Consider the following 1,790-nt stretch of genomic DNA (forward strand, 5'->3'; position numbering starts at 1 on the left):
CGGCTGCTGCGTGCGTGGCGGGGGTGGCAGGGCCGGCAGGCCCCAGGCCAGGATCGCCGCCGCCAGTCCGGCCAGCGCCGCCAGGCCGAGCCCTGCCTGCGGCCATCCCTGCGCGGCCAGCACCCCGGCCAGTGGCGCCGCGGCCAGCGTCGCGATCGCCCGGCCGAGTTCGAGCCTGGCATTGGCCGCCGGAAGGCCCGGGCGCGGCACCAGGGCGGGCAGCAGGGCGAAGACCGCAAGCGCCGCGGCCACCACGCCAGCCGCGCCGAGGAAGGCCGCCAGCCCGAGCAGCAGCGGGTGCCGGCTGAAGGCCAGCGCCAGGGCGAAACCAGCCGCGGCGACCAGGCTGCCACCCGCCAGCAGGCGCCTGCGATCCAGCCGGTCCGCCAAAACGCCGGCGGGCAGCGCCACCAGCAGCCAGGCGGCACCCTGGGCCGCGACCAGCGCGCCGGTGAGGCCTGGCCCGGCGCCAAGCCACAGCGCCGCCACCAGCGGCAGGGCGGCGAGGGCGAGTTGATCCGCCCCATGCAGGGCGGCGAAAGCGAGGGTGAGGGGGTGCGGGCGCGGCATGCGGGCTTCCGGAATCTTGCGGCGCAGGCATGCCCTCGGCACGATTCCGCCGCCATCCGGCGGTTGCGCCGCAATGACGAAATACGGGCCGAAATCGAGTTAACCGCACTTCGGTTAATTCGCTTATTGCATTGCACAATCAATGCTTTTCCGAACCACGCCAAGCTTGCACAGCTCCGGCAGCACGCGTATTTGCGGGGAAAGGGAAGCCCTGAGGAGGACACCGCATGGCCGAGACCGCCGCCCGCGCAGCCCGCGGCAAGGGGGCCTCCAAGGGGGCCAATCAGCCCGCCATCAGCAAGGACGAGCTGACCCGTGCCTATCGGGACATGCTGCTGATCCGCCGTTTCGAGGAAAAGGCCGGCCAGTTGTACGGCATGGGCCTGATCGGCGGCTTCTGCCATCTGTATATCGGCCAGGAAGCCGTGGTCGTCGGCATGCAGATCTGCCTGAAGCCCGGCGACCAGGTCATCACCTCCTATCGCGACCACGGCCATATGCTGGCCACCGGCATGGAGGCCCGCGGCGTGATGGCGGAGCTGACCGGGCGGATCGGTGGCTATTCCAAGGGCAAGGGCGGGAGCATGCACATGTTCTCCCGCGAGAAGGGCTTCTATGGCGGCCACGGGATTGTCGGCGCGCAGGTTTCGCTCGGCGCCGGGCTGGCTTTCGCCAATTGGTATCGCGGCGATGATTCGGTCTCGGTCGCCTATTTCGGCGAGGGGGCCTCGAACCAGGGCCAGGTCTTCGAAAGCCTGAACCTGGCGGCGCTGTTCAAGCTGCCCTGCATCTTCGTCATCGAGAACAACAAGTACGGCATGGGCACCAGCGTGGAGCGCGCCAGTGCGTCGCGCGACCTATCGAAGAACGGCTCGCCCTGGGGCATCCCGGGTGAGCAGGTGAACGGCATGGATGTGGTGGCGGTGAAGGAGGCGGGCGAACGCGCGGTGGCCCATTGCCGGGCCGGCAATGGCCCGTACCTGCTGGAGATGAAGACCTACCGCTATCGCGGGCATTCGATGTCCGACCCGGCCAAGTACCGGACGCGGGAGGAGGTGCAGAAGATGCGGGAGCAGAATGACTGCATCGAGACCGCGCGGAAGATGCCGCTGGAGGTCTTCGAGACCAGCGAGGCGGCGTTGAAGGTCATCGACGACGAGGTGAAGGCCATCGTGCAGGACAGCGCGGAATTCGCGCAGACCTCGCCGGAGCCGGATGAG

General features: G+C 69.1%; 2 protein-coding genes. One reads left to right on the forward strand and one right to left on the reverse strand.

Annotated features, from left to right (window positions below):
• Positions 1-570 (reverse strand): MFS transporter (locus tag Q8S40_RS22710; RefSeq protein WP_305672228.1); only part of this gene is annotated, 570 nt, incomplete at its 3' end.
• Positions 571-899: 329 nt separating this feature from the next.
• Between Q8S40_RS22710 and pdhA the strand changes: the two genes are divergently transcribed.
• Positions 900-1,790, forward strand: an 891-nt coding sequence (gene pdhA / locus Q8S40_RS22715; RefSeq protein WP_371136878.1) for a pyruvate dehydrogenase (acetyl-transferring) E1 component subunit alpha, incomplete at its 3' end; no start/stop codon positions are given.

This window comes from Falsiroseomonas sp., from assembly GCF_030695085.1.
Classification (GTDB): Bacteria; Pseudomonadota; Alphaproteobacteria; order Acetobacterales; family Acetobacteraceae; genus Falsiroseomonas.